Annotated in this window: 25 protein-coding genes and 1 tRNA gene; 20 read left to right on the forward strand and 6 right to left on the reverse strand. The window is 46.1% G+C overall.

Going from position 1 to position 25,998, the window contains the following annotated elements; genetic code table 11:
* Positions 1 to 38: 38 nt before the first annotated feature.
* Positions 39 to 109, forward strand: a tRNA-Cys gene (locus EOO50_RS03690).
* Positions 110 to 346: 237 nt separating this feature from the next.
* Here the strand turns inward: EOO50_RS03690 and folB are convergent.
* Positions 347 to 706: a dihydroneopterin aldolase gene (gene folB, locus EOO50_RS03695; protein ID WP_290838030.1), complete on the reverse strand. Its 360-nt coding sequence runs from the start codon at positions 704 to 706 to the stop codon at positions 347 to 349.
* Between the two features lie 187 nt (positions 707 to 893).
* Here folB and EOO50_RS03700 point away from each other — a divergent pair, with 187 nt between their 5' ends.
* The 4 genes from EOO50_RS03700 to EOO50_RS03715 all read left to right on the forward strand — a co-directional run bounded on the left by EOO50_RS03700 (position 894) and on the right by EOO50_RS03715 (position 4,212).
* Positions 894 to 2,990, forward strand: a complete 2,097-nt coding sequence (locus tag EOO50_RS03700) for a glutamine--tRNA ligase/YqeY domain fusion protein (RefSeq protein WP_290838117.1) — start codon at positions 894 to 896, stop codon at positions 2,988 to 2,990.
* A 300-nt stretch (positions 2,991 to 3,290) separates the two neighbouring features.
* Entirely contained in the window at positions 3,291 to 3,617 is a 327-nt protein-coding gene (locus EOO50_RS03705) for a YtxH domain-containing protein (protein WP_290838032.1), read from the forward strand.
* Between the two features lie 2 nt (positions 3,618 to 3,619).
* Positions 3,620 to 3,970 carry a competence protein gene (locus EOO50_RS03710; RefSeq protein WP_290838034.1) on the forward strand — a complete coding sequence of 117 codons (351 nt, stop codon included), beginning with the start codon at positions 3,620 to 3,622 and terminating at the stop codon, positions 3,968 to 3,970.
* Between the two features lie 2 nt (positions 3,971 to 3,972).
* Positions 3,973 to 4,212 carry a DUF6327 family protein gene (locus tag EOO50_RS03715; protein ID WP_290838035.1) on the forward strand — a complete coding sequence of 80 codons (240 nt, stop codon included), beginning with the start codon at positions 3,973 to 3,975 and terminating at the stop codon, positions 4,210 to 4,212.
* 27 nt (positions 4,213 to 4,239) lie between these two features.
* Here EOO50_RS03715 and EOO50_RS03720 read toward each other — a convergent pair whose 3' ends face one another.
* Positions 4,240 to 5,211, reverse strand: a complete 972-nt coding sequence (locus EOO50_RS03720; protein ID WP_290838036.1) for an SPFH domain-containing protein — start codon at positions 5,209 to 5,211, stop codon at positions 4,240 to 4,242.
* 69 nt (positions 5,212 to 5,280) lie between these two features.
* Between EOO50_RS03720 and EOO50_RS03725 the strand changes: the two genes are divergently transcribed.
* From EOO50_RS03725 to EOO50_RS03735, 3 genes are read left to right on the forward strand one after another with little or no spacing between them, the layout of a single operon-like run.
* The gene (locus EOO50_RS03725; protein WP_290838038.1) at positions 5,281 to 5,922 is read left to right on the forward strand and encodes an outer membrane beta-barrel protein; all 642 of its coding nucleotides are present in this window, start codon (positions 5,281 to 5,283) and stop codon (positions 5,920 to 5,922) included.
* On the forward strand, positions 5,919 to 6,488 hold the full coding sequence (locus EOO50_RS03730; protein ID WP_290838039.1) for a hypothetical protein: 570 nt from the start codon (positions 5,919 to 5,921) through the stop codon (positions 6,486 to 6,488). Before EOO50_RS03725 ends, EOO50_RS03730 begins: the two co-directional genes overlap by 4 nt.
* On the forward strand, positions 6,485 to 7,066 hold the full coding sequence (locus EOO50_RS03735) for a hypothetical protein (protein ID WP_290838041.1): 582 nt from the start codon (positions 6,485 to 6,487) through the stop codon (positions 7,064 to 7,066). Before EOO50_RS03730 ends, EOO50_RS03735 begins: the two co-directional genes overlap by 4 nt.
* 28 nt (positions 7,067 to 7,094) lie before the next feature.
* On the opposite strand, the gene gltX is transcribed toward EOO50_RS03735, so the two are convergent.
* Complete coding sequence (gene gltX, locus EOO50_RS03740) at positions 7,095 to 8,600, reverse strand: glutamate--tRNA ligase (RefSeq protein ID WP_290838042.1); 1,506 nt, start codon at positions 8,598 to 8,600, stop codon at positions 7,095 to 7,097.
* Positions 8,601 to 8,963: 363 nt separating this feature from the next.
* Here gltX and EOO50_RS03745 point away from each other — a divergent pair, with 363 nt between their 5' ends.
* The 6 genes from EOO50_RS03745 to EOO50_RS03770 all read left to right on the forward strand — a co-directional run bounded on the left by EOO50_RS03745 (position 8,964) and on the right by EOO50_RS03770 (position 18,702).
* Positions 8,964 to 12,359: a DUF4175 family protein gene (locus tag EOO50_RS03745; protein ID WP_290838043.1), complete on the forward strand. Its 3,396-nt coding sequence runs from the start codon at positions 8,964 to 8,966 to the stop codon at positions 12,357 to 12,359.
* Positions 12,356 to 12,775 carry an rRNA maturation RNase YbeY gene (gene ybeY, locus EOO50_RS03750; RefSeq protein ID WP_290838045.1) on the forward strand — a complete coding sequence of 140 codons (420 nt, stop codon included), beginning with the start codon at positions 12,356 to 12,358 and terminating at the stop codon, positions 12,773 to 12,775. The genes EOO50_RS03745 and ybeY overlap by 4 nt, the downstream gene beginning before the upstream one ends.
* A gap of 45 nt (positions 12,776 to 12,820) precedes the next feature.
* Entirely contained in the window at positions 12,821 to 14,692 is a 1,872-nt protein-coding gene (gene mnmG / locus EOO50_RS03755; protein ID WP_290838046.1) for a tRNA uridine-5-carboxymethylaminomethyl(34) synthesis enzyme MnmG, read from the forward strand.
* A gap of 78 nt (positions 14,693 to 14,770) precedes the next feature.
* Positions 14,771 to 15,622, forward strand: coding sequence for a class I SAM-dependent methyltransferase (locus EOO50_RS03760; protein WP_290838047.1), 852 nt, complete (start codon positions 14,771 to 14,773; stop codon positions 15,620 to 15,622).
* 95 nt (positions 15,623 to 15,717) lie between these two features.
* Positions 15,718 to 16,311, forward strand: coding sequence for an OmpH family outer membrane protein (locus EOO50_RS03765; protein ID WP_290838049.1), 594 nt, complete (start codon positions 15,718 to 15,720; stop codon positions 16,309 to 16,311).
* A 114-nt stretch (positions 16,312 to 16,425) separates the two neighbouring features.
* Positions 16,426 to 18,702: a helix-turn-helix domain-containing protein gene (locus EOO50_RS03770; RefSeq protein WP_290838051.1), complete on the forward strand. Its 2,277-nt coding sequence runs from the start codon at positions 16,426 to 16,428 to the stop codon at positions 18,700 to 18,702.
* A 53-nt stretch (positions 18,703 to 18,755) separates the two neighbouring features.
* Here the strand turns inward: EOO50_RS03770 and EOO50_RS03775 are convergent, their stop codons facing one another.
* From EOO50_RS03775 to EOO50_RS03785, 3 genes are read right to left on the reverse strand one after another with little or no spacing between them, the layout of a single operon-like run.
* Complete coding sequence (locus tag EOO50_RS03775; RefSeq protein WP_290838052.1) at positions 18,756 to 19,394, reverse strand: hypothetical protein; 639 nt, start codon at positions 19,392 to 19,394, stop codon at positions 18,756 to 18,758.
* Between the two features lie 28 nt (positions 19,395 to 19,422).
* The gene (locus EOO50_RS03780) at positions 19,423 to 19,803 is read right to left on the reverse strand and encodes a DoxX family membrane protein (protein WP_290838053.1); all 381 of its coding nucleotides are present in this window, start codon (positions 19,801 to 19,803) and stop codon (positions 19,423 to 19,425) included.
* 4 nt (positions 19,804 to 19,807) lie between these two features.
* Positions 19,808 to 20,956, reverse strand: coding sequence for a DNA polymerase III subunit delta' (locus EOO50_RS03785; protein WP_290838055.1), 1,149 nt, complete (start codon positions 20,954 to 20,956; stop codon positions 19,808 to 19,810).
* 105 nt (positions 20,957 to 21,061) lie between these two features.
* Here EOO50_RS03785 and EOO50_RS03790 point away from each other — a divergent pair, with 105 nt between their 5' ends.
* From EOO50_RS03790 to EOO50_RS03815, 6 genes are all read left to right on the forward strand, one after another.
* A complete protein-coding gene (locus tag EOO50_RS03790; RefSeq protein WP_290838056.1) occupies positions 21,062 to 22,222 on the forward strand; it encodes a sensor histidine kinase in 1,161 nt (386 codons plus the stop codon).
* On the forward strand, positions 22,219 to 22,911 hold the full coding sequence (locus tag EOO50_RS03795) for a LytTR family DNA-binding domain-containing protein (protein WP_290838058.1): 693 nt from the start codon (positions 22,219 to 22,221) through the stop codon (positions 22,909 to 22,911). The genes EOO50_RS03790 and EOO50_RS03795 overlap by 4 nt, the downstream gene beginning before the upstream one ends.
* Positions 22,911 to 23,426, forward strand: coding sequence for a hypothetical protein (locus EOO50_RS03800; protein WP_290838059.1), 516 nt, complete (start codon positions 22,911 to 22,913; stop codon positions 23,424 to 23,426). Before EOO50_RS03795 ends, EOO50_RS03800 begins: the two co-directional genes overlap by 1 nt.
* Positions 23,423 to 24,085 carry a hypothetical protein gene (locus tag EOO50_RS03805; protein WP_290838060.1) on the forward strand — a complete coding sequence of 221 codons (663 nt, stop codon included), beginning with the start codon at positions 23,423 to 23,425 and terminating at the stop codon, positions 24,083 to 24,085. The genes EOO50_RS03800 and EOO50_RS03805 overlap by 4 nt, the downstream gene beginning before the upstream one ends.
* Before the next feature lie 109 nt (positions 24,086 to 24,194).
* A complete protein-coding gene (locus EOO50_RS03810; protein WP_290838061.1) occupies positions 24,195 to 24,581 on the forward strand; it encodes a T9SS type A sorting domain-containing protein in 387 nt (128 codons plus the stop codon).
* Positions 24,582 to 24,696: 115 nt separating this feature from the next.
* Positions 24,697 to 25,884, forward strand: a complete 1,188-nt coding sequence (locus EOO50_RS03815; RefSeq protein ID WP_290838063.1) for a phosphoglycerate kinase — start codon at positions 24,697 to 24,699, stop codon at positions 25,882 to 25,884.
* Positions 25,885 to 25,998: the final 114 nt, after the last annotated feature.

Raw genomic sequence — 25,998 nt, forward strand, 5'->3', positions numbered from 1 at the left:
CAAACTTTAAAAGATTTGGTTACATTTGCCGTCCTAATGGCGTCGTGGCCGAGTGGCTAGGCTGGGCTCTGCAAAAGCTCCTACTGCGGTTCGAATCCGCACGATGCCTCAACCTGACCTGCATGGTTTACATACCTTGCAGGTCTTTTTTTTTTTGCCGATAGTGACGCTCATATATCTCGATTTATTTGGGCGCGCCGGCGGAATCAACAATAGATTTTAAGGTAAATTTTAGCCGCCGTCAGGCTGTCCGCTGTATCTTTTGGACAAACCTACAAGGTTGAAAAAAACCTTGCAGGTTGTCCAAAAGGATGCCGCTTCCATCCTTCGCGCAAACTAATTCCTATCAGGTTCTGTATTCTTCCATCACGATTGTAACGCTTTCGACATCGCCGCCAATCGGTGGATTTAATTTCGACACCGACAGCAAAATCCTCGAAACTTCCGGAATTTCCCCAAAAATCCGAACGATAATACGGTGTGCGACGTGTTCCAAAAGTTTGGACGCGATTGCCATTTCCTCAACTACGATTCGGTTTAGAAGTACGTAATCGACCGTATCTGAAAGCTTGTCGCTCTCGGCCGACTTGCGCAGATCGGTCTTGATTTCAAGATCAACGGCGTATTCGGAGCCGATTTTGGTTTCTTCGGGCAAGCAACCGTGGTACGAAAACGTGCGTATATTTTTGAGTTTGATGATTCCCATTTGATTGTATTTTACGTCAAAATTACGAATTAGACGAATGACGAAAGACAAATGACCGAAGGACTTTCAGCTATCGTAATGAAATCAGCAAATTTGTCAAACAACATGTCAAATTAAACACTCTTTTTCGTTCGTCTTTCGTCATTCGTCATTCGTCTTTTCCTAACTTTGCACCTTTCGAAATAACATTATGTCTGAAGAAAAATCCCTCAATTTCATTGAGCAAATCATAGAAGAAGATCTCAAGAACGGCTTGCCCAATGACAAGTTGCGTTTTCGTTTTCCGCCAGAGCCTAACGGTTATCTGCACATCGGTCATGCGAGTGCGATCGCGCTCAATTTCGGGCTTGGTGAATCGTATGGTGCGCCCGTGAACCTGCGTTTCGACGATACGAATCCTGAAAAGGAAGAGCAGGAATTCGTGGATGCGATCAAGCGCGATGTGGAATGGCTCGGTTACGAATGGGCCGAGGAACGTTTCGCTTCGGACTATTTCCAACAACTTTACGATTGGACGGTCGAGCTTATCAAGAAGGGAAAAGCGTATGTTGATAGCCAAACGTCCGAGGAAATCGCCGAACAAAAAGGAACACCGACCCAACCTGGAGTCGACGGACCGTTCCGCATTCGTTCGGTCGAAGAAAATCTCGACCTTTTCGAACGCATGAAAAACGGTGAGTTCGCTGACGGAACGCATATCGTGCGCGCCAAAATCGACATGGCATCGACCAATATGCTGATGCGCGATCCGTTGATGTACCGCATCATGCACAAACACCATCACAGGACCGGAGACGATTGGTGCATTTACCCGATGTACGATTGGGCGCACGGTGAATCCGATTACCTCGAACAGATATCGCACTCGCTTTGTACGCTTGAATTTCTGCCGCATCGCGAACTGTACGACTGGTTCCTCGACAATATTTACGACGACAAGAAAGTACGTCCGAAACAACGTGAATTTGCACGTAGAAATCTGAGCCACACGGTTGTAAGTAAGAGAAAACTACTCAAGTTGGTCAACGAGAATTTCGTTTCCGGTTGGGACGATCCGCGTATGTCGACGATTTCAGGCATGCGCCGACGCGGCTTCACTCCTACTTCACTGCGCAATTTCGCGAACACGATCGGGATTGCGAAACGAGACAATCTGATCGACGTGTCGCTTTTGGAATTTTGTGTGCGCGAAGATCTGAACAAGATCGCACCTCGCGTGATGGCCGTTATCGATCCCGTGAAACTCGTGATCACCAATTATCCCGAAGGTAAGGAAGAATGGCTTGAAGCTGAAAACAATCCTGAAGATGATAACGCCGGTTTTAGAAAAGTGCCGTTTTCACGCGAATTATACATCGAACGTGAGGATTTTATGGAAGACGCGCCGCCAAAATTCTTCAGGCTTTCAATCGACAAAGAAGTCCGATTGAAGAACGCGTACATCATCAAAGGTGAAAAAGTAATCAAGGATTCAAACGGGAATATCACCGAAATCCACGCGACTTACGATATCGATTCGTTGTCCGGAAGCGGCACCGAAGCCAGCCAACGCAAGGTTTCCGGCACGCTTCACTGGGTTTCGGCAGCACACGCGGTTCCGGCCGAAGTTCGTCTCTACGACCGCCTTTTCACCGACGAAGCGCCCGACGCCCACAAAGGGAAAGACTTTCTTGAATTCGTGAATCCGGAGTCGTTGAAAGTCGTTCAGGCGTTCGTCGAACCGAGTTTGAAAGATGCGAAAATCGAGGACAAATTCCAGTTCCAACGACTAGGCTATTTTACTGTAGATAAGGAAAGTACGGCCGATAATTTGGTTTTCAATAGAACCGTCGGCCTTAAAGATGCCTGGGAAGAAAAAGGCAAGAAAGAGGAGAACGCCGTCAATAATTCGCTTAAGGAAATCAATAGATTTTTCAAGTCGGGTTCCGATGAAGAGCGAAATGTGATCGAAAAAGCGATCTCTGAAAACATAAAGTCTCTGGAGAATTTCAGTTTGATCCAGAATGCTTTCCGCAAGAATGTGACGAATAACAAGAGTTCATTGTTGTTCGCGAATTGGCTTTTTAAATATTCCGACAAGATTTCGGCCTCCGATGTCGAAGACGATGTTCTGGAAAAATTTTACGGAATGTCGTTGAAAAGTGAGTCGCCTTTCGTGCGGTTTGAAGTTTTAGAAAATTTGAAGAAGAATGACAACGCGTTGTCAAATTTCAAAAATCAGATCGAAGAATTGAAATCGTCTGAAAAAAGTGAATTGGTTTTACAATCACTTTCTAAATTTTAATAGTTTAAAACAATAATAGATTTTATAAATGAAGACCGACTTGATTAAAGTCGGTTTTTCAATTATATATAAAATCTTTTAAAAATGTAAAAATTATAAATAGACACTATTAAAATCGGCTTTTATATTTTGCGGCTGTCGCATTTTTAAAAATCACTAACCCAATCCGACATTTTAAAAAAGAAAATCCCTCAAAACGCTTTATTTTAATTTTTGCTTCAGTTAGCCGCTTTTAACGACCTGTTAACGGGCAAATGTTAAATAATGGCTATCTTTAAGTGGAAATCTAAAACAGACAACATGTCAAATACTTCAAAAGCCGCCGCGGCATTTTTGGTCGGCGCAGCGATCGGCGCCGGACTCGGAATTTTGTTCGCACCTGAAAAAGGTTCGAAAACGCGTGAAAAATTAAAAGAGGGTTTCGACGAGAAAAAAGACGAGCTTAAAAACAAGTTCGACGATTTGTCTTCAAAATTCAAGTCGAAACTCGAAAACTCGAAATCGGACATCGAATCACAATTTGATGATCTTGCCGCCAACGTCGATGAAAAAACCAATGACGTGATCGCGACCCTTGAAAAGAAACTCGCCGATTTGAAACAAGCGGCCGCATCCTTTAAAAAATAGATATGGCTTTCGAAGAGTTGAAGGAGAACGCGGGCGAGTTCCAGCAGAACGCCAAAGGTTACATTGACAGCAGCGTCGCGTACTACAAATTGTGGCTGTTCAAGGTTGCGATGAAATCCACGACGATGTTGCTCAAAATCTTCCTGATCGGGATATTTTTGATGCTCGTTTTGGTGTTTATTTCGGTGGCCGCGGCAATAGCGATCGGGTATGCGCTTGACAATTTCGCCTATGGATTTTTAATCATCGGAGGCGTCTATATCTTGCTTAGTCTGCTGATTTACAGTATAAAAGATAAGTTCGTCGAAGGCCCGATACTTGAGAAATTTTCAGAATTCTTTTTCAACGAATAACCATGGAAAACAAGAAATATGCGTCGTATGCCGAGATAGAGCGCGACCTCGAAATCCTAAAACTCGAAAAGGAAATCCACTATCAAAAGCTTATCAAGAATTTCGACGACACCAAAGAAAGTTTCGATCCCAAAAAGATGTTCGGCGGCATTCCTGAAGTCGCGATCGATGTGGTAAGCGGATTCGCCGGACCTTTAAAGGGAATGGCTATCAACTTTATCCTCAAAAAGATATTCAAATAAAAAGAGGCTCGTTTTGAGCCTCTTTTTTTATTTGTCGTCCTCGTCGGGATTGTTTTGGTCGTGCGTGAAATCGCTTTTGGGTTTCGGCTTGGGTTTGTAATTCTTCATCGCTTCGCCCACCTGGTTCGATGCGGTGAAAGAGGCGACCATGTTGTTGAGCATGTCGCTTCCGGCCTGAGGCGAATTCGGGAGTAAGATAAGGTTCGAATTCGTGTCGGCGCCGATAGCCTGCAACGTATCGTAATGCTGCGTCACGACGATCAATGCCGACGCTTCCTGTGAATTGATCCCGACCTTGTTCAATACTTCAACCGACTCGACCAAACCTCTTGCGATCTCGCGTCGTTGGTCCGCAATTCCCTGACCTTGAAGGCGTTTCGATTCGGCTTCGGCCTTTGCTTTGGCGACAATTCGGATCCTTGCTGACTCGGCTTCGAACTCGGTTGCCGTCTTTTCGCGGTCGGCTGCGTTGATTCGGTTCATCGCATTTTTAACCTGGATATCGGGATCGATGTCGGTCACCAACGTATTGATGATGTCGTATCCGTAGGTCGTCATGGCTTCGTTAAGCTCTCGTTTCACGGCGATCGCGATGTCGTCTTTGCGTTCGAAAACGTCGTCGAGGATCAACTTCGGAACCTCGGCGCGCACAACGTCGAACACATAGGCGGTGATTTGGTCGTGCGGATATTCGAGTTTATAGAACGCATCGTACACTTTTTCCTGAATCACTTTGAACTGAACCGATACCTTCATCTTCACGAACACGTTGTCTTTCGTTTTGGTTTCGATGATGACATCGAGCTGTTGGATCTTGAGGTTCACGCGACCCGCAAGGCGGTCGATGATAGGAATTTTTAGCTGAAGGCCAGAATTTCGGACGCTTTGAAATTTACCGAAACGCTCAATGACGACGGCCGATTGCTGCTTGACCGTGAAAAAACACGACAAGAAAATAAACAGGCCGATTACCAGAAACACAATAGTTGGGATATTCATGATGTTATTATTGTTTAGTTGGAAGTAAATTACGAAAAAAAACATAGGTTTGTCTTTTAATAAACACACATGAAAAAAGCACTTTTAGCCGCGGTATTGTTTACGTCGGCCGCGTCGTTTGCCCAGTATAACTACCGCGATTCCAATCGGATCGGGATTATCGGAGGTTTGAACCAAACGGATCTCAAGACCAGTAATTTCGATACGAAAGCCGAAATGGGCTGGAATGTCGGTCTTTCAGTCCGCGGAAATTTCTATAATGATTTCGATATGGTGTACGCGATCGAGTTCTTCGAAGGCAAATTCTCGGTTCCGACGACAAACGCATTGACGCCCGCAATCGAAGATGTCGATCTTAAGATCCAAGGTGTGAAAATCTCGTTGATGCCGAGTTATAAAATCGTCGAAAACCATTTGAGCATCGAAGCCGGGCCGGTTTTGCAAGTGAACGGTAAATTGAAATACAAATCCGATTACGAAGATAATTTCGTGGACGATCTCCCGATTACGATCAAGGATATCGAAGATGTAAGCACGTTCAATATTTTAGGCGCCGTCGGAATCACGGCAGGAGTAAGGCATGTTCGCTTGAACGCCCAATACCAATACGGCTTCAACAACTTTTTGAACAAGGTCGAAAACAATACTACAGGCAGTAGTTTCAAAGGAAATCTTCACGTGTTCACGGGAACATTGATTCTGTATTTATGATGAAAAAAGGGCTTTGGTTTGCGCTGCTGGTTTGTTCGAATATGTTCGCCCAGCAATATCTTGTCAAGAAAGGCGGGACGAAAATCGATATGCATTCGTTTCACGTGAACGAATCCAAAAAGCGCGTGGAATACAAAGCCAACAGCCAAAATAGCGCAATCCTGTTCAATGATGTCGATTCGTTGGTCGTCGATAAGAAAGTGCTTAAGCGGTTCGATATCGGGAAGAAACAACGATTGTTGTACGTGATCGCCTCGTCGAAAGGCAAGACGCTTGCGACATCGAACAAGATGGTTTCCAGATATGTCGGAGGTTTCGAATCGGTCGTGAAACAATATGAAATCGTGCTCATCGAGAACGGAAAGGCGACCGAAACGTTGAAATTTACCGCAAGGGAATCAGATGCCGAGGATCGTGCAAAGGTTTTCAAGATCGCTTCGACACATTTCATGGATTGTAATTCGTTCATGGAAAGATTAGCGCTTTTGGGCGATCAGGAAGATAAATCGAACCTGATCTTACTCAATTATCTCGATAATCCCGAACGTCTTTACTGCAAAAAATGAAGAAAATCCTAGTTGTTTTACTGTTCGGAAGTTTAAATCTTTTCGCTCAATCTCCAATCGAAGGACCGCCTGACGGACCGATGCTCACCATCGAGAAAGCCGACGGCGAACTCCTGAGTCCCGCTGCGCTCCAAATGGATTACGGCGGCAAGCGCGTCAACTACATCATGAGAGGCGAGAAGGCGAAAGTGATCAAATTCGAGGATCTCGCACAAGTCGATGTCGGCATGAACGTATTCAAGATTTTCGCGCCCAACAAACACCGCGGTTATCACATCAAGGCCGAAACCGATACGAAAATCCTCGCCAGCGTTCCCTTGAAATACCAAGGTGCGTACGCCGTTGAAATGCTCGTTGCGGTTCTCGACAACGACGGAAACATACTGGAATCGGTTGTGATGACCGTCGCGAAAAAGAAAGTCGACAAACGCATAGCCGTAAAGGACATGGTCAGGAAACACTTTGGCGACTGCGCGAAATTCGTGGAATATTTCGACAATTTCGATTACGAATCCGACACCCAAAAAATGCAGATCTGGGGATTCTTCGACATGACGAACTACGTCGACTGCAAATAAAAAAAGCTCCGTGATTGGAGCTTTTCTTTTATAAATTGGCGATCGCCTTTTTGATTCTCGACACGGTTTCTTCTTTGCCGATAAGTTCGATGATGTCGAAAAGATGCGGGCCCTTCAATGCCCCGACGAGACTCAAACGCAGCGGCTGCATGACTTTCCCCATTCCGATTTCATTTTTCGTCATCCAATCCTTTACGATAGTTTCGATGTTGGCCGACGTAAAATCGCCGATGTCTTCTATCAATTGGAATACGTCGCTCATCAAAGCCGGCGTTTCTTCCTTCCAGTTTTTGGACGCTTTCTCGTCGTACGATTCGGGCGCGACGAAGAAGTAGTCGCTCAGTTCCCAGAATTCCGACACAAAATGCGCGCGTTCCTTAATCAACGAAACGATCCTGATTAATTTGGTTTGATCAATCTCGATTCCTTTGTCGGATAGGATAGGAGCGAAGTCTTTCGCCAGTTCCGAATCGGGTTTGTTGACGAGATATTGGTGGTTGAACCATTTGTTTTTCTCGGGATCGAATTTCGCACCGGCTTTGTGCACGCGGTTCAAATCGAAACTTTCGGCCAGTTCCTCAAGTGAGAAAATCTCTTTTTCAGATCCGTCGTTCCAGCCCAAAAGTGCAAGGAAATTGACGACCGCTTCCGGGAAATAGCCTTTTTCACGATAACCCGACGAAACGCCTTCCTCAGTTTTCCATTCGAGCGGAAACACCGGGAAGCCCATTTTGTCGCCGTCGCGTTTCGATAATTTTCCATTTCCGACAGGTTTCAGAATCAACGGCAAGTGCGCGAATTCAGGCGCATCCCATTCGAAGGCGCGATACAGCAAGACGTGCAGCGGCATAGATGGCAACCATTCTTCGCCTCGGATCACGTGGGAGGTTTCCATCAAATGATCGTCGACGATGTTCGCCAAATGATACGTCGGCATGCCGTCAGATTTGAACAATACTTTATCGTCAAGCAGGTTCGTGTCGAATTTTATTTCGCCTCGGATGATGTCGGTCAAATGCAAAATCTCGTTCACAGGCGTTTTGAAACGCACGACATAATCTTCGCCCGACGCTATTCTTTCGAGGGTTTTCTCGGCCGAAATCGAAAGTGAATTGTCCAATCCATCGCGAACCGAATGATTGTAGATGAATGTTTTTCCTTCAGCTTCGGCCGTTTTCCGAAGACTGTCAAGGCTTTCAGGCGTGTCGAACGCGACATATGCATTTCCTGAAGCGATCAGTCGGTCCGCATATTCCTTATACAACGGTTTGCGTTCGCTTTGTCGGTACGGTCCGAACTTTTCATTCTTCGCGACAGTTTCTGACGGTGCGATTCCGAGCCATTCGAGCGCTTCGAAAATGTAGGCTTCGGCTCCCGGGACGAAACGATTCTGGTCAGTATCTTCGATCCTTAGATAAAAAACGCCGCCGTGTTTCTTGGCAAACAAATAGTTGAAAAGTGCTGTCCGGACGCCGCCGATGTGAAGCGGACCCGTCGGACTTGGTGCAAAACGCACGCGAACTGGTCTTGACATGTTGAAAATTTTTGCAAAGATAGGGAAATGGGACGCGCTACGCTATAGACGCGCTTCGCTATAGACGCGCTTCGCTTTGGACGCGCCCTGCGGGCTTTGGACTGCAGGACGTGGTAAACGACAATCAATAAAAGATGTTCCCGATTTCCAATCTCTACCAAGTCCTGCAGTCTAAAGCGTAGCGAGTCCAAAGCGCAGCGAGTCCGAAGCAACGCGTATCTAAAGCGCAGCGTATCCAAAGCAACGCGTGTCTAAAGCGCAGCGTGTCGTAAGCAACGCGTGTCCAAAGCGCAGCGCGTCCATAAATTAACTTTTTTTGTTTTCCAAAATGACTACTTTTATCGGTTAAGTAAACAAACAACTTTGGAAAAGTCGCATCTCATCTACGAAAAGCTCGAGGCTTTCATCAGGAAATATTATACGAATGAACTTTTACGCGGCAGCATTTTCTTTGTCGGGCTGGGTGTTTTGTATTTTTTGTTTACGATTTCGGTCGAATATTTCCTTTGGCTCAAACCCGGAGCGCGCACTTTTTTGTTCTGGGCGTTCATCGGCGTGGAACTTTTCCTGCTCACGCGTTTCATCTTGTTCCCGATTTCGAAGCTTTTCAAGTTGCAAAAGGGAATTGGATATGCCGAGGCGTCGGATATCATCGGGAACCACTTCTCAGAAGTCAGTGACAAACTCACGAATTTTTTGCAGTTGCGTGACGACAAAAATCAGTCGGAATTGTTGCTCGCCTCGATAGAGCAGAAGGCGAATTCGCTGCAACCGGTTCCGTTCAGCAATGCCGTAAATTTCAGGAAGAACCGAAAGTATTTGCCACTCGCGATCCTGCCGTTGTTGTTCGTCGCGTTTTTTTACATCTCGGGCAACGACGACTTCCTGTCGCAGAGTTTGAACCGAGTCGTGAATTACAAACAGCAGTTCCTTCCGCCGGCGCCGTTTAAGTTCGTCGTGCTCAACGATAAGCTGCAGACGGAGCAGAACCAGGATTTTATCGTCCGAGTCAAAATAGAAGGCCGAATCGTCCCTGAAAATGCCATGATCTACATCGGCGATGAAAGTTATTTCATGGAATCAGAGAAGGCGGGCGAGTTCCAGTTCCGAATCCCGAAACCGGCGATGAACATGGAATTCCATATCGAAGCAAATGCAGTGCGTTCGAACGATTATGAACTCGCCGTGATTACCGTACCGTCTATCGCGAATTTCGAAATGGTATTGAACTTCCCGAATTACCTCGGCAAGCGTTCGGAAACCATCAAAGGAACCGGAAACGCCGTCATTCCTGAAGGCACGCGCGTCACGTGGAACATGCAAACGCAGGCGACGCAAAAAGTCGATTGGAGCGATTTGGCGAATTCGTTTCCGTTCGTGAAAAATGAAAATGCGTTCACATTGTCGAAATCAATTTCACAAAACACCGAGTATCAGATACTTACGTCGAATAGCAAGGTAGCGAATTACGAGAAGTTAAACTACAGAATTTCAGTTATAAAGGATCAGTATCCAACGATTACGGTCGGCAATGCGCCCGATACTTTGAAAGTCGGCAAAGATTACATCCTCGGACAGGTTTCAGACGACTACGGTTTGTCGAAACTGCAAGTCGTGTATTATCCGAAAGGAAACGCAGCGGCCGCCAAACGTGGAACAATCGCAGTGAAGAAAGACGTGTTCGACCAATTCGTGTTTTCGTTTCCGGGAACGCTTCCGGTGGAGCAGGGAATTTCCTACGAATATTATTTTGAGGTTTTCGACAACGACGCGCCTCACGGTTTTAAGGCGAGCAAATCGTCGGTATTCAGCGACAGGATCTCGACCGAGGAAGAGAAGCAGGACGAAATGTTGCAGGAGCAAAACAGCAACATCAATAGCCTCGAGAAATCACTTAAGAACCAGGAGAAGCAATTGTCGGAACTCGATAAATTGCGCAATGCCGGAAAGGAAAAAGACAATCTCGAATTCAAGGATCAACAAAAGGTAAACGATTTTATCAAACGCCAGAAACAGCAGGACGAGATGATGAAGGAGTTTACGAAGAAGCTCGACGAGAACCTCGACAAATTCAAGAGCGAAAAAAAGGATGAATTCAAGGAAGAACTGCAACGCCGACTGGAAAAGCAGGAAAAAGATATTGAGAAAAACCAAAAGTTGCTCGATGAATTGAAAGAACTCAACGACAAGATCAGCAAGGAAGAACTGTTCGAAAAAATGGACAAGTTCAAACAGAATGCGAAAAACCAAACCAAGAATCTGGAGCAATTGGTTGAACTGACCAAGAAATATTACGTCGAGAAAAAGGCCGAACAGATTGCCGACAAATTGGAAAAGCTAGCCGAGAAACAGGATAAGCTTTCAGAAAACGACAAGGAAAACAAGTCAGACAAACAAGAAGAAATCAATAAGGAATTTGATAAGATCCAGGAAGAACTTGATCAACTCGAGAAGGATAACCAGGATTTGAAGAAGCCGATGGAGTTGCCGAAGACTGAAAACGAAGAGAAAAGCATCGAAGACGACTTGAAGAAAGCGTCGGACGAACTCAAAAAGGAAAGCCAGAAAGCCGCGAAGCCCAAACAAAAAAGCGCCTCAAAAAAGATGCAGGAAATGGGACAGAACATGATGCAGATGATGGGCGGAGGCGAAATGGAACAAATGGAAGAAGACGTGAAAATGCTGCGTCAGATCCTTGATAATTTGCTTGCTTTTTCATTCTCGGAAGAAGACTTGATGAACGATTTCAAAGACCTGAAGCGCAACGCGCCTTCGTTCAACAAGAACTTGAAACTACAACAGGATTTAAAACAACAATTCAAACACGTCGACGACAGTTTGTTCGCGATGTCGTTGCGCAACCCGAAGATGACCGAGAACGTCACGACCGAAATCGGAAACGTACATTACAACATCGACAAGTCGCTTGAAGCGTTCGTGGAAGCCCAGGTTTCAAAAGGTGCGTCTCACCAACAGTACACGATTTCAGCCGCGAACCGATTGGCCGATATGCTTAGCGAGATCATGAACAGCATGCAGATGGAGATGAACATGCAAGGTTCGGGTGGCGGAAAACCCAAGCCAGGACAAGGTCAGGGCGGCGGCATGCAATTGCCCGACATCATCAAGAAACAAGGCGAACTCGGCGATAAGATGAAAGGCGGAAAGAAACCCGGCGACAAACCCGGCGAAGGCGAGAAGCCCGGACAAGGCGAAGCGGGTAAGCAAGGCGAGAATGGAAAAAGTGGTCAGAATGGCCAAAAAGGCAAAGGTGAAAAAGGCGCGAAAGGCGAAGGCGGCGGCGGAAAAGGAAACGGTCAGGGCGAAGGTTCTGAAGGCGATGACGGAGAAGGCGACGCACGCGCAATAATGGAAATCTACAAAGAGCAACGCCAATTGCGTGAAGCCTTGCAGAATGAATTGAACAAGCAAGGTCTTGGCGGTTCGGGCCAAAGCGCAATCGACCAGATGAAGCAAATCGAGAAGCAATTGCTCAACAAAGGCTTTAACAACGAAACGATGCAAAAAATCCTGAACCTCAAATACGAATTGCTCAAACTCGAAAAAGCGGTGCAGCAACAAGGCGAGGAGAAGAAGCGTCAATCGGAAACGAACAAAAAAGAGTTCAACAACCAAACGAATGCGCTTCCGGCGGCTTTGCAGGATTATTTGAACAGTATTGAAATATTAAACCGCCAAAGCTTACCTTTGCGCTCCAATTACAACCAGAAGGTTCAGGAATATTTCAAGGCACAATGATAAGTTTTAATTACGAGACCGAATTTGAGATTACCGATGAGGCGGCTTACGAGAGCTGGATTTCGCGTATCATCGAATCGGAACAAAAGAAAGAAGGCGATATCAATTACATCTTTTGCGATGATGAATATCTGCTTGAAATCAATCAAAAATATCTCAATCACGACACGTTGACCGACATTATCAGCTTCGATTACTCTGTAGGAAACGAATTACATGGTGATATTTTCATTTCAATCGAACGAGTGAAGGAAAATGCGGCCGAATTCGGGGTTTCTTTCGAGTCGGAACTCAATCGGGTAATGGCTCATGGCGTATTGCATTATTGCGGATACAAAGATAAATCGGAGGCCGACGAAGTTGTAATGAGAAGCAAAGAAGAAGAAAAGATGCGAATGTTCCACGTGGAACCTTAAACATCCGAATGAGAAAAATCAAAAGCGTGTTTCACGTGGAACATTATGTTTGGAGAAAGTTATGACGTTATAGTGGTCGGCGCCGGCCACGCAGGTTCAGAAGCCGCAGCGGCCGCAGCCAACATGGGTTGCAAAACGCTGTTGGTAACGATGAGTTTGCAAAACATTGCCCAAATGTCGTGCAATCCAGCGATGGGCGGTATCGCGAAAGGACAAATCGTGCGCGAAATCGACGCGCTCGGCGGATATTCGGGAATTGTGTCCGACAAGACGGCGATCCAGTTTAAAATGTTGAACAAGTCGAAAGGTCCCGCGATGTGGTCGCCCCGAGTTCAAAGCGACCGCATGCGTTTTGCTGAAGAATGGCGACTCATGCTTGAGGCGACGCCGAATCTTGATTTCTACCAAGAGATGGTTCGCGGCCTCATCATCGAAGATGGAAAAATCAAAGGAATCAAGACGTCACTCGGTGTCGAGATCAAATCGAAAACCGTCGTGCTTACAAACGGGACGTTTTTGAACGGATTGATCCATATCGGGGAAAAACAATTCGGTGGAGGACGAGCAGGCGAGAGTGCCGCGTACGGAATCACCGAAGATTTGGTCAACGCCGGTTTTGAAGCCGGGCGAATGAAAACCGGAACGCCTCCACGCATAGACGGACGTTCGCTCGATTACTCCAAGATGAACGAGGAGAAAGGCGACGCAATCCCGCAGAAATTTTCATATTCTGACGAAACACAGCCGTTGAAACACCAGCGGTCGTGTCATATGACGTATACGTCGAACGACGTCCATAACATTTTGCGCGAAGGATTCGATCGTTCGCCGATGTTCAATGGACGAATCAAAAGTTTGGGACCGCGTTATTGTCCATCGATTGAAGACAAGATCAATCGATTCGCCGACAAGGAACGCCATCAACTTTTCGTTGAACCTGAAGGATGGAATACCGTCGAAGTCTATGTAAATGGATTTTCTACGTCATTGCCTGAAGATATTCAGTACAAAGCATTGAAATCAGTCGCGGGATTCGAGAAAGTAAAGTTTTTCCGTCCGGGATATGCGATCGAATACGATTACTTTCCGCCTACGCAACTCAAGCACACGCTTGAAACGAAATTAGTGGAAGGCTTGTATTTTGCAGGGCAAATCAACGGAACGACAGGTTACGAAGAAGCAGCTTCCCAAGGATTGATGGCGGGAATCAACGCCGCGTTGAAAGTCCAGGAGAAAGATCCGTTTATTTTGAAGCGCGATGAGGCTTACATTGGTGTTCTTGTCGATGATCTGATTACGAAGGGAACCGAGGAGCCGTATCGCATGTTTACATCGAGAGCAGAATACAGGACGTTGCTTCGCCAAGATAACGCAGATTTCAGATTGACGCCAAAATCTTTCGAGATTGGTCTTGCGTCTGAGAAGCGTCTGAGAAGAATGGAGAAGAAGCTAACCGAAAGCGAAAATATGGTAAAATTCTTTAAAGACACGAGTGTGACGGTCGAAGAAACGAATCCCATTCTCGTGGAAAAAGAAAGCGCGCCGATCACACAGTCGGATAAAATGTTCAAAGTATTTTCCCGACCACAGATTGAACTCGATGACATCCTAAAATTTGAAAAGGTAAAAGAATATATCGCTCAAAATGATTTAGATCAGGAAATTATAGAGCAAGCCGAAATCCAGGTCAAATATTCCGGATATATTGAAAAGGAACGTGCGAACGCCGACAAGCTTACACGACTCGAAGATGTGAAAATTCCTGAGGATTTCGATTACCACAAAATCAAATCGATGTCAATTGAGGCAAAACAGAAACTGAGCGCAATAAAACCCGTTACGATTTCTCAAGCGTCGCGGATTAGTGGCGTTTCTCCAAGCGATATTTCGGTGCTTTTGATTTACATGGGAAGATAGTTTCACGTGGAACGAATTGGGTGAAAGCCCATGAATAAAGGGATTGCCGATGATTGGGCGATTTTATTTTAAGTTTATATGACAAACACCAACAACGACAAGCTATTTTTGGAAGTCAAGGACCACTCGGTTTCAGGCGAACAATTCAAATTGTATCACGATACCGACTTGGATTTACTCTATACATTTCCAAAACCTGAGGGCGAAAAACTTGCATCGTACTACGAAAGCGACGATTATATTTCACATACGGATGGAAAGCGTTCGGTTTTTGAAAAAGTTTATCACTTTGTAAAGAAAATTGCACTTAAGAATAAGTTGAAGCTTGTCAATTCACTTCAATCCTCGAAAGGAAATCTTCTCGACATCGGTGCTGGCACCGGAGATTTTTTGGCGGTTGCAAAATCCGATGGTTGGAAGGTATCGGGAATCGAACCAAGTGAAAAGGCGAAATCTATCGCAGTTTCAAAAGGTGTTTCATTTTCAGACGCGACCGAGACATATCCAGCCAAATCCTTCGACGCGATAACGATGTGGCACGTTTTGGAACATGTTCCGAATCCGTCGCAGCAACTTGCCGAATTGAAACGTCTGCTAAAACCCAATGGCGTCATTTTGATCGCCGTTCCGAATTTCAAATCTGAAGACGCAAAAACATATGGCGAACATTGGGCGGCGTTCGACGTTCCGCGTCACTTGTGGCATTTCTCGAAGACATCGATCGAAAAATTATCGGCACAGAACGGTTTGAAACTTGAAAAAACGCTTCCGATGCCATTTGACGCGTTTTACGTGAGTCTTTTGTCGGAGAAATATAAAAAAGGCGGCATGAAACCCGTGTCGGCGTTTCTTAATGGCTTGAAATCCAATATGAAAGCTAGAAAAACAGGCGAGTTTTCTTCGCTTATTTACGTCATTCGAAACCAATAGTCGTGGCAAGGCTTGAATTTTATTTCAACCCTTTGCCCGTCAACTAATTTTTATACTTTTACGCAGATTTTTTAAAACCAGAAAATAAACATAGAATGAAAAAGACATTGGCAATACTTGCAATCGCGATCGCGATGGTTTCTTGCAACAAATCAGCCGAGACGGCACAATTCAAAACGGCTTACGTCGATACATCGAAGTTGATGGAAGATTATACCGAGGCGAAAGACATCGATGCCAAATACAAGTCGAAAGCCGACGAAATGGGCAAGGAACTTAAAGCTGAAGCGGCTCGTTTTCAGGCCGACGCACAGGCTTTCGAACAAAAAGCGCGTCAATTGGGTGAAATCTGGGCGCAGCAAAACAGCGGTCCGTTGCAAAAAAGACAACAACAATTGCAGTACGCCCAACAAGGAATGTTGCGCCAATTGCAGGAGGAAAGCGGTGTCGAGATGGACACGCTTGTGACCAAAGTAAAAAAATACATCAAGGAATACGGCAAGGAAAAAGGGTACGACTACGTATTCGGAACTGGTGAAGCCGTTTCAATCCTTTACGCGAAAGATCAATACGACATTACGAAAGACGTGTTGAAGGCCTTGAACGACAAATACAAAGCAGGCGATAAGAAAGAAGCTCCGAAAACTGAAGAAGCAAACGCGACTCCTGCGACCGAAGAGAAAAAATAATTTTTGAAAATGTACATGAAAAATGCTTCTCTATCCGGGAAGCATTTTTTATTGTTGTAAATCAATAGCTTGCCGAAATATTCGTAATTTTCCATCTCGTCAATACACGCCAAAATGAACCATCTGTCTGAAGCCGCCGCCTATACTTTACGTTTTATCAATCAAACCAACCGCTCGATTTTTCTCACCGGGAAAGCCGGAACCGGAAAAACGACGCTGCTGCGGGAAATCATCAAGACGACGCACAAAAACACAGTCGTCGTCGCTCCGACGGGAATCGCAGCCCTCAACGCGGGCGGCGTGACGATCCACTCGATGTTTCAACTTCCGTTTGCCGGCTTTATCCCCGATTATACGGCGCCGACGTTTTCAGACACGGTAAAATTCGAAACGCGCGACAGTCTGCGCAGGCATTTCCGAATGAACGCGACCAAGAAATCGGTGATTCGCAACATGGAACTGCTGATCATCGATGAAGTCAGTATGTTGCGCGCCGATCTGCTTGACGCGATGGACTTTATGTTGCAGTCGGTTCGCAAGAAAAACGCGCCATTCGGTGGCGTGCAGGTCTTGTTCATCGGCGATTTGCTGCAATTGCCGCCCGTGATCAAGAACGAAGAATGGAATACGCTCAGGAAATATTACCGCGGGAAATTCTTTTTTCATTCGCAGGTAGTGCAGAAAAATCCGCCGTTGTACATCGAACTCACGAAGATTTACAGGCAGACCGATGACGCGTTCATCAACATTCTCAACAATCTGCGGAACAACATTGTTTCACGTGAAGACATCGCGGTGTTGAACACTTTCGTCAAACCCGATTTCAATTTGCGCGAAAATCCGGGTTTCATCACCCTTACGACGCACAATGCCAAGGCCGATGCGATCAATTTTGCGGCTCTCGAAGTGCTTGATTCGAAAACATACGAGTACAAACCCGAAATTACCGACGATTTTCCGGATAAGATTTTTCCTATAGATGAAACGCTCAGGCTCAAAGTCGGGGCGCAGGTCATGTTCGTAAAGAACGATTCGTCGGTAGAAAAGAAATTCTTCAACGGGAAAACGGGATTCGTGAGCGCGTTGTCGGATGAGGAAATCCTGGTTCATTTTCCCGAAGAAAACCGCACGATTCCCGTTGAACGCTATGAATGGCAACACATTAGGTACTTCGTGAATCCTACGACGAAGGAAATCCAGGAAGAAATCCTTGGCACGTTCGTGCATTATCCGATCAAACTCGCCTGGGCGATCACCGTCCACAAAAGCCAGGGCCTAACGTTTGACAAGGCTGCGCTCGACGTGACGCACATTTTCCAGCCCGGACAAGCCTACGTTGCTTTTTCGCGACTTCGCTCGTTAAACGGCCTTATTTTGCTTTCTGAGATAAAAATGAACGGCCTCGAGAACGACCGCGACGTAATGGAATATGCGTCGAACCGCGCCGACAACGACTTTTTGGAACATTCGTTCAAGCACGAAAGCAAAAATTTCATCCGCAACGTATTGAAAGACAGTTTCGATTGGCAGGATCTGGCCCAGGAGTGGCGCAACCACAGATTCGGTTATACGCAGGAAATCGGGACGTCCGAGAAATCGAAACACAAGATATGGGCCGAAAAGCAGTACAAAACGCTCGAAACGATGCTCGATGCGGCCGCGAAATTCACGATCCAGCTCGATCGTTTATTCAACGTCGAAAATCCGGATATGGAATTTGTTTCGGCCAGGATCGACGCGGCCTTGCAATACTTTTTCCTCCCGATGGACAAGCTCGTTCTAGAATTGCTGCTCAAGATGGAAGAAGTCAAACGCAGGAAGAAAGCAAAGGAATTTTTCTCGGAACTGCTCGATCTCGAAGAAGAACAAACCAAAGCCGTGCTGCGATTGCTTAAGATGCGGCGTTTTATGGACATCGTGCTCGCGGGCGAAGAAATGTCGAAGGAAAAGCTCGATGTTCCGGAAATCCGAAATTACCGCGAGGACAAGATGTCGAAAATACGCGAAACGTATAAGGAAACACACGGCGAACTCCTTGAGGATGAAATCATTGTGGAGCGTTATCCGTCGAAGAAAAAAGAAAAGAAAGAACCCAAGAAAACGACCGTCCAGGAAACGTACGAACTGTGGCAACAGCAAATGTCGGTCAAGGAAATTGCAGAGCAACGCAAACTTACCAAGCAAACCATCAATTCACATTTGGCCAAACTCATTGAAAGTGAGACGATTTCAATCGCCGACGTATTGCCTCAGGACAGGATTGACGCACTCGCCGAAATCTTCATCGGGTTCAATCCTGAAGATGCGGTCGGAACCTTGAAGGAAAAATATGGGGACGAATTTACTTGGGATGAACTTAAGTTATTTCGCGCGACGATTGCATCGGCTTAGGAAGTCAGGCATATTGGTTGCACATTTTGTCCAACGAAAAACATTCTATAAAACTAGCAACTTAAACCGTAATCTACCGAAAGTCGATTCTTTATGTTCCATTTGATCCAACCGGATTTTATTGGATGTTCACTTTCGTCGCAATCAAAAGTCTCGTTGGGTTGAACTTTGAGCCAGTCGCCTTTGATTTCGAGGACTTCAAAACAATCGGATTGTTCCAAATTTCTGATGGTTTTTGACGTATCGCTCGGACCGGATTTTATTTCCAGATTAAATTCCTTATTTTTCGTAACCGATGTCGTGGTCTGTAAAAATTCGGGCCAAGACATAAAGTTTCCGGTCTTTCCGGCCTTGATCCATAGCGTCGTTCCCTTTTTGTTATCGACATAAACGCGATACCAATTCCCGATTTTTTCATCGACGCGAAGGATGAAAATACTATAGTCGAGCCAAAGGCCTTCGGGATTGAACCAGGTTCGGTTCTGTTTTTCGTCTTGAATTGAAAAATCGCCTTGTTTGTTTTTTGTTATACGGATCTTTTTCCCGGCGGGTCTTAAAGTGTCCGAGTGAAATTCCAATGTCGGAAATTTCCGAAAATCAATTTCGAGGATGCCGCGTCCAAGAGAAATTCCTTTTTGCGCGAACGTCAAAATAGGGAAAAGCAGAAAACATAAAATGAACCGTGTTTTCAAGATGGCGATCGAGTTCAATATTCGCAACTTATCCGAGCCAATACACGGCCATCACAGCCGGAATGAAATAAATCGCGATCGTTCGCGCGCCATCGTAATCCTTGGCGATGCGTTGCCCGAAAAGCAAAAAAATCAACGTGATGCACGAAAATACGGCTCCGTAAAATCCGTACGAGCGTTCGCCGTTGGTGAGCAATTGAATGCTTCCGACGACGCAAAAAATGCCTGCCGCCAATTCAAGTGCCAAGATGATGAACAAAGCCGCGGGCACGCTTTTGGCCAAAAATGTTTTCGAGAAATGTTCCTTAAGCCAGCCCACGTTGCCTTTCCAGTCAGACACTTTGTCGTAGCCCGATTGGATGAAAGTCACGGCCAAAAAAAGCAGGATGAGAATTGATGCGTAGTTCATTTGGTTATTTTTTGTGGATGAGACGTGTCAGTTTTATCGAAAGGTCGGTCAAGATTATTTTCGCGTTCCCGTTGCGTTCGATGTGATAAATGGAATCCGAAAGTTCGGAAAAAATCTCATTGATGTTCTTGTCGTTCACGAAAGCCGCGAAATTTTCGAGTTTGAACTTGTCGACTTTGGGCTCGAAGTAGACGAGTGGCGTCGCTTGATAATTGAGCAGTAGCGCCTGTCGGAACATGTCGATGCAGAACGACAGGAATTTCTTCTGCGTTTCGCGACCCAACGATGCGATTTGTTCGCTCCATTGGATCAGATCGTTGATCGCGGCGGCGTTTCCTTTGGCGCGGAACGCAGCGCGAACCCACATCACGAACCATTCCTCGAAAGGCGTATCCTCGCTGTCTTCGTGCTTCAAATGCAGCGCTTTGTTGAAATTTCCCTGGGCTTGGCGCGCCATTCGCAGAGCATCTCTCGGGACCATATTTTCGCGTGAAACCAAGGCGTCGGCGATCACCTGTTCGGGTAACGCGTTGAATTGCAGCATTTGGCAACGCGAACGGATCGTCTGTAAAATATCTTCTTCGTTTTCAGTAATCAGGATGAAAACGGTTTTCGGTTCGGGTTCCTCGAGCAGTTTTAGGATTTTATTCGAGGCGGCGATGTTTAACTTGTCGGCCATCCAAACGATCATGACTTTGTAACCGCCTTCGTAGGCCTTGAGCGACAGCGCTTTAACGATTTCCTGCGCATCCTCAACCCGGATCTCGCCCTGTTTGTTCTTCACGCCGAGCATTTTGTACCAATCGAAAAGGCTTCCGTACATGTTTGTTTTCATGAACTCGCGCCATTCCTGCAGGAAGTCAAGGCTTTTGGGTTTGGTTTTGACGTCTTCGGTCGTAACCGTCGGATACACGAAATGCAGATCGGGATGTTGGAAATGCTCGAACTTTAGATTGCAGGCGTCGTTTCCGCCCGAATTTTCATCGCCCGAATTGTTGCACAGAATAAACTGCGCATACGCCACGGCCATCGCCAATGTTCCGCTTCCCTCAGGCCCGACAAACAGCTGTGCATGCGGGATCCTGCCTGAGGCGGCGCTCTTTACGAGATGGCTTTTCAAATGTTCCTGAGCCAGGATTTGTGAAAACTGCATAGGAGCAAAGATAGCGGAATTGGGCAATGTTGCAACGGCCGCGGGTTAAGCTTTGTGGTACTCCGCAGGAATTATGTAATTTACCGCTTTAATTTTAACAGGGAAATGTCAACGACTACTTTCGCTCGCAGAATGAAATATTTTGCCAAGAGAAACTTTGCGTTTTATGCCACGCACATTTGCCTTTGCGTAGCGTTTTTGCTGTTGCCGTATATTTTTACGGCTTCGGGTTCATTCATGCGCATTCCAAATTTGTACGGCAACGGCCACGATCGCGTTTACTTTGCGGTCTACTTTTCGTTGTTGTTGTTTTTCTATTTGAATTACTGCTACCTGATCCCGAGACTTTACTACTCGAACCAAAAAACGATTTACTTCGCGATCCTCACGGTTTTCCTTGGCTTTTTCGTGTTTATGGCGTTTCTGTTTGACCGACCCGAAGTCGCGATATTGAAGGATTTGCCCGGAAATGAAGTAATCATCGGGCAACCAAAGGGACCGCCGATGGGAATGCGAAACGGGCCGAAACCGCCCATTGGAGAAAGAATGCGTCGTCCGAATTTCGGAAACCCGCCGGGTCCTGATTTCATGCCGATGAAACCCAACGAAAACGCGCACACGATCTTGATTTTCCTGACCGGCGTTCTTGCGAGTTTGTTCCTTTCAAGTGCACGCCGGCTCCAGGCATCGGAACGCGATAGGATGGAAGCCGAACTGTCGCTGCTCAAAGCACAGATCAATCCGCACTTCCTGTTCAATACGCTAAACAGTATCTACGCTTTGGCAATCAGGAAGGACGATCGCACCGCCGATTCGGTCGTGCAATTGTCGGAACTCATGCGCTACATCATGAGTAACGCGAACAGCAACATGATCGGGCTCGAAAAGGAAATCCACTACATCGAGAACTATATCGCGCTACAAAAATCGCGTTTGGGCGACACGGTGAAAATCGAATACGTTTCCCAGGGCGCGCCTTACGGGAAACAGATCACGCCGCTAATTTTGATCTCGTTCATAGAAAATGCGTTCAAACACGGTGTGAATCCCGATGAAAATTCCGAAATTCATATCAGCATCGACATCGTTGGATCGCACCTGACGCTTTTCGTGGCCAACAAGAAAGTCCATTCGGTACACAACGAAGGCGGAATCGGCATGGCAAATACCACCGAGAGGCTGCAGATGCTGTATTCGGGCCGACACACGCTCGACATTCGCCAGGACGACGAAAATTATTCGGTAACGCTCACACTTGATCTATGATAAAGGCCATTGCTTTAGACGACGAACCGCCTGCGCTTCAAGTGCTCGAGGCGCTGTGCTCGCAGGTCGACTTCATCGATTTGCAGAAATCGTTCACGAAAGCCGACGAAGCGATGAAGCATTTGCGCAAATTTCCCGTGGATCTGTTGTTTCTCGACATCAACATGCCGTCGATTTCGGGCATCGATTTTTACCGAAATCTGCCACATAAGACAATGGTGATCTTCACGACCGCCTACTCCGAATTTGCTGTCGAAGGTTTCAACCTGAACGCCGTCGATTACATCATGAAACCGTTCTCGCTGTCACGATTTACGCAGGCCGTTGAAAAAGTCAAGGCACAATACAATTATCAGAACCAGAATGCGGAACAGCAGTTTTTGTTTATCCGGGCCGACTATAGCCTGGTCAAGATCCCGATTGCCGACATCTTGTTCATCGAAGGTCTGGACGATTACCTGAAAATACACATCCAAAACCAAAAAACCGTTGTGGCGCGCATGACGATGAAAGCGATTTTAGAGAAACTTCCGTCGGCCGAATTCATGCGCATCCACCGATCGTTCATAGTTCCGATGTCAAAAATCGACAAGGTCCGCAACAAGATCGTGCACATCGGGAATGAGGAAATTCCGATTTCGGCGAGTTACGAAAAGGATTTTCTCGCGGCCATCCAGAAAGGCGAGTGATGGAGGCGATCGTCCGATTTTCGTATAAGCGAGTCATCGATTCCGATTCGACATCGGCTTGGGACAAGGCTGTTTTTGAGGCGAGCTGGTTCGAATATCGGTTGCAGGTCCAGAATTATCCAGACTTCAGCGCCTTTGCGAATTTCGCCGATTTCTTGAAAAACGCGCCCGATGCCGAGAAAATCCATTCGAGGATCAGTCCGTCAGTTTATCCTTTGCTCAGCCAACTCGGTGGAAAAATTCCCGTAATTGTCGATGCGAACGATGAAAAACTGGATTTGAACCAGTTCGCGTTGAAAATTCTCGATTCGGATTTTGAAGAAAAGTCGAAACATCGCGTAGCACTCGAATTTATATCGAAACCGATGATTTTAACAAGTGAAATCGCTCAAAATTTCATTGTTTCAAATATTGAAAATAGGGACGCGTTTCAAAAAGGAGCCGAAATTCAAACGTTGCTTATTCCGATGCAACACGGGTTGAACGTGTATTCCATCCAAAAACTGCCGTCGTGAAAGCGCAGATTTACACGGCAATCAGCCGATTCAAGTTTGAAAACAGTTGGCATCGAAAACTTTCCATTTTCAATTCCGAAGACTTTTTCGACGCGTCGCGAAAGCCGTTCGGAAATTTGCAAGCCGTGAACGACGAGACGCTCGCGCCGGCGCATTCCAAATTGTATTCGGGCGAGCAAAGTTTGGTGATTTTGATAATTCCGATGATCGGCGCACTTGCATTTTGTGATGCGAACAACGAGGAAACGCTGATTTCTACGGGCGAGATCTTACGATTTTCAGGCACGAACAGTTTTTCAATCGTGAATCCGTACGACGATCAGCAGATAAATTTTCTCGTCGTCGAAATAAAGGCGCGATTAAAAAGCGGAATTTCCAAAACCGCGATTTCCGACAGTCGGAATCTACTGCAACCCATTTTCGAAACCGATGCCACGAACGGTTTCATCGGAATTTTCAACGCACGTCAGGAATGCGTTTTCAAAACTCAAAATCCATCGAACGGTATCTTCGCTTTTGTGATTAACGGCGCGTTCGAATTCGCGGATCGGTGGCTTGAGGCGCGCGACGCCTTAACAGTTCGCGAATCGGAAGATGTTGATTTCGAAGCGCTTTCAGGAAACGCGATTATTTTGATACTGGAAATCGCAGTTGGTTGACTATCTCGTTTTCGGGCATTTTTTTACCGCAGAAATTTCGCGCTTTACCTCAATAAGTTTTCATTTCGGATAGTTTTCGATTCATTTGTAACGAATTCAAAGTACGAATATGGAACGGGAGATTACAGCGAAAAAGAGCGTCGGTTGCGCAGAATTGGAAGTGACGTCCGCTGCTTCTTCAAGCCGTCTCAAACCTGATTTCAGGCTCGATAAAAGACAGAATGCGATCATCGGGCAAAATTACCCGAACCCTTTCGACGGAACGACCACGATCCCGATTATCCTTGAAAGCAATTCGAAAGTGAGTTTTTCGCTTTACGATCTGAATGGGACACAAATCGGGCATACGAAACAATACAATTTTAATTTCGGAGCGAACAAGATCAGCGTAAACCGCACCGAATACGGCCTTTCGCCAGGACATTACGTGTTTACGATAGGCGTCCAGGACCACAACGGAACTTTCACGCAAAGCAGGAAAATGCTCGTGAAGTAACTCAATTTTATTTCATACCACTACGGAATGCCTTCGGTCTGCACCTACTCAGATTGAAGGCTTTTTCAATTGGCGCCGAAAACCTATATTTGCGTTTCCTCTTAAACAAGATTATATGAAAACTATTGACAATTTCGATTTTAAAGATAAAAAAGCGCTGATCCGCGTCGATTTCAACGTGCCGCTCGACGAGAATTTCAAAGTTACCGACGACACGCGCATCGAAGCCGCAAAACCGACGATAGATAAAATTTTGAAAGACGGCGGGAGCGCGATCTTGATGTCGCATTTGGGTCGCCCGAAAGGGAAAGAGGACAAATATTCGCTAAAACATATCCTTGACAAAACGTCGGAAATACTTGGCGTGAAAGTGAAATTCGCTGAGGATTCAAGAGGCGAAGTCGCCAAAAAAGCCGCCGAAGATCTGCAACCCGGAGAAGTCCTGATGCTCGAAAACCTACGTTTTTATCCTGAAGAAGAAGCCGGAGACGAAGGTTACGCCAAAGAACTCGCGTCATTGGGTGACATTTATGTGAACGACGCGTTCGGAACCGCACACCGCGCACACGCTTCGACGACGATCATCGCGAAGTTTTTCCCGAACGAGAAATGCTTCGGTGCGTTGCTCGCCAAGGAAATCGAGAGCTTGAACAAAGTGTTGAAAGACAGCAAAAAACCCGTGACTGCGGTACTGGGCGGATCGAAAGTTTCGACCAAGATCACCGTTATCGAAAATATCTTGGACAAGGTCGACCACATGATTTTGGGCGGCGGAATGACGTATACGTTCATCAAGGCGCAAGGCGGAGAAGTCGGGGATTCGATCTGCGAATTGGACAAACTCGACCTCGCACTTGAAATCCTCAAGAAAGCGAAGGAGAAAAACGTCCAGATCCATATTCCTGTCGATGTCGTTGCGGCCGATGATTTCAATAACAACGCGAATACGAAGATCGTCGACGTCGATAAAATTCCCGACGGATGGCAAGGTCTCGACGCCGGGCCGAAGTCGCTAGAAAACTTCAAAAAAGTAATCCTCGAATCGAAAACAATCTTGTGGAACGGTCCGCTTGGCGTTTTTGAGATGGAGAACTTCGCCAATGGAACGATCGAACTCGGAAATTATATTGCCGAAGCTACTCAAAACGGCGCTTTTTCACTTGTTGGAGGCGGAGATTCGGTTTCGGCCGTGAAACAATTCGGGCTCGAACCCAAGATGAGTTACGTTTCTACAGGCGGAGGCGCGATGCTCGAGATGCTTGAAGGAAAATCACTTCCCGGAATCGCTGCGATCGAAGAATAAATCGTAGAATTTCATCAAAACAATTCGGCTCAAAAATTTGCACTATCGCGAGTTTTTGAGCTCGATTGTTGATGAAAATGTTAAAAAATATACTTCAAAAGCCAAATTGGCGTT

This window comes from Flavobacterium sp., assembly GCF_004211145.1.
GTDB lineage: Bacteria > Bacteroidota > Bacteroidia > Flavobacteriales > Flavobacteriaceae > Flavobacterium.